This is a genomic window from Campylobacter sp. RM12637 (assembly GCF_020137645.1).
Lineage (GTDB): Bacteria > Campylobacterota > Campylobacteria > Campylobacterales > Campylobacteraceae > Campylobacter_E.
Window position 1 is genome coordinate 1 of record NZ_JACGAV010000037.1, and the last position, 2,539, is coordinate 2,539.

Sequence of the window (2,539 nt, forward strand, 5' to 3'; positions counted from 1 at the left end):
ACAATCAATTCGGAGATACTGAAAAAAAGGGAAAATTAGCGTTTTTTAATTTTTAAAATTGTGCTAATGTTAAAACGCTGATTTGCCTACTAGCTAGGCAAATAAAACTAAAAAACACAATTTAGCACAATTTAGCACAATTTTCTAAAAGCATTATATCAACGCTTTTAGCTCATTTTTTATTGCGTCTATCTTTTCTTTATCTTCTATGTAGGTCGCATAGAAAGATAAAGTTGTGTTTATCTTACTATGACCTAAAGTTTTGCTAATCCAATCAATAGGAATATTTTTACTTAAACATAGAGTGGCAAAAATATGCCTAGTCCAATAAAACTTTAGTTCTCTAAACTCGCTGTCTTTTAAATAATCTTTAAACCTTTTTACTAAAGCACTACTACTTATATAACGCCTTTTTGTTTTAGCACTCGCTAAAACATAGGTTTCATTATATTTATGTTGGGTTTCTAGCATTTGTAAAGCTATTTTAACCTGTGGCAGCATATCAATCACTCTAATTCTGTTGGTTTTAGTGGTGGTTATTTTGCCACTTGAGATATTATATTTAATTGTGATTTTTTCATTCTCATAATCAATACAATCCCAAGTTAAAGCAATCAGTTCGCTATTCCTTATACCAGTGAAACATTTGACAATGATGATTTGTTTTAAAAAATCATCTTTACAATTTTTAATCAAGGTTTTAAGTTCTTCAACGCTTAAGACTTTATCGCTTATACTTACTTTTACCCTTAAATCCTTAAATTTTGTTTTCGGAAAAGCAAATGTTTTTATATCGCCTAGTTCAATTGCTTCTTCGCATAAAAGTTTTAGCCTATTTACAATATCTTTTTTAAATTCAGCACATAAGTCTTTATCATTTAATCTTGCAATAAAATCTTTAACGCTTTTGTAATTTAAGTCTTTTAAAGTTTTAAAGTATGGCATAATGTGATTTCTAAAAATTCTTGCATTATTTTTATTGGTAATTTCTTTTTTACCAACTTGGCTACTTTTTAAAAACCTTTTTACATACTCTTCAAAACTTTCTTTTGAAAGCTTTAAATCTAACTCGTAGTCTTTTACTAGCTTAAAAATGTTTGCTTTTACATAAGCTAAATTGCTTTTATTTGCAATTAGTTTAGTGCTAAACCTAATGATTTTATTCTCTTTATTCGTATAATGAATATAGATTTTATTGTTTCTATTAACAACTTTCATTGCTTCCCCTTTTTTTAAAGATATTGAGAAACAAACAAAAGCTGTTCGCTTTCATCTGCATAGGTATTTTTCGCAAACATAATTAAGTTTTTATCACTACTGCTTAATATTTTTTCGTTTTTAAACATATCTTTAGCTTTAAAAAGTCTCGCCTTCTCGGCATCCTTTTTAAGATAATGTAAAAAATACATATAAGAATATGCTTTTATGTTGTAGCCAGCAATCTCATCACTATCAGCACAAATATTGTCTATAAACTCATCTACATAACAAACATTTTTCAAGGCTTTTTCAAGCCTTAAAATCTCTTGCTTATTAAGTCCTGCACGAATAATCGCAGTGTCTAATAAATCTACTAACTCGCTACGCATTGCTCTATCTCCCAACCTTTAGTGGTGTAGATGGCAGTGTATTTCACGCCGTTTTGGATTATTGTATTGTTAGGTGCTTTTATAAGTTCGCTTATGCTGATATTTTGTGTTTTAAGATTTGCAGCTCTTTTTTGCATTAGATAGTTTTTTGCCTTTTCAGGTAGTAGTTTTATCCACGCATAGGTTATACTCATTTCTAAAGTAGCTGTTGCTAAATCGTAGTCATTTAATGCGTTCAAAAAATTAGCAGTTTTTCTTATTTGTTCGCTGCCAATAACTAATTTCTTTTTTCCACCTTTTTTTGCATAATATTCTTTCTTGAACTCTATGTATTTCATAAATTCATTAAAATCAAACTTTGCATTTTCTTTAATTTCTTCAAAAATTGAAAAATCTAAATCTAATACTTTGAATTTAATAATATCTTTTGAATAATCTAAACTGCCAATAAATCCCTTTTCTGATAAATCTTTTAAGTATTCAATAAGCATTTTTTTACCAACGCCTAATAAAGTTACATAATAATCTAAGGTTCTAGTTTTTATTGTCTTGTATTCTAATAACGCATCTAACATCAATAGTTTTTGCGTATTGTTTAAGTTTGTAGCAAAACGAATATATTCACTTTTTTGTAGCATCATCTATCCTTATAAAAAAATAAAATCAGCTCACATAAAAAAATAAATTATGATTTCCCTTTTTGACAATAATAAGTAAAAGAACTTTTTAATTCATCTTTGATGAATTAAATTCACAAAAATCATTATAAAAAATATATCCTTAAAAAATGCTTAGGAAATAAATTTCCAAAAAAAATTTTAATATAAACATAGCTTAAATGCTTTATAATTAATAAAATTAGCTTATTTTTAAAATCGTAAAAATGGAAATATATTTCCTTAAAAAATACTTAAAGAATGCTAAAATGCCGATGAAATAGGGCTTTGCCA

3 protein-coding genes are annotated in these 2,539 nt (G+C 27.1%); all 3 read right to left on the reverse strand.

Features of this window, described 5'->3' with window-relative positions:
* Positions 1-153 precede the first annotated feature (153 nt).
* From AVBRAN12637_RS09600 to AVBRAN12637_RS09610, 3 genes are read right to left on the reverse strand one after another with little or no spacing between them, the layout of a single operon-like run.
* Positions 154-1,218: a tyrosine-type recombinase/integrase gene (locus AVBRAN12637_RS09600; protein ID WP_336615821.1), complete on the reverse strand. Its 1,065-nt coding sequence runs from the start codon at positions 1,216-1,218 to the stop codon at positions 154-156.
* Between the two features lie 14 nt (positions 1,219-1,232).
* On the reverse strand, positions 1,233-1,589 hold the full coding sequence (locus tag AVBRAN12637_RS09605) for a hypothetical protein (RefSeq protein ID WP_239803463.1): 357 nt from the start codon (positions 1,587-1,589) through the stop codon (positions 1,233-1,235).
* A complete protein-coding gene (locus AVBRAN12637_RS09610; RefSeq protein WP_239803462.1) occupies positions 1,574-2,227 on the reverse strand; it encodes a hypothetical protein in 654 nt (217 codons plus the stop codon). The genes AVBRAN12637_RS09605 and AVBRAN12637_RS09610 overlap by 16 nt, the downstream gene beginning before the upstream one ends.
* Between the last annotated feature and the right edge of the window lie 312 nt (positions 2,228-2,539).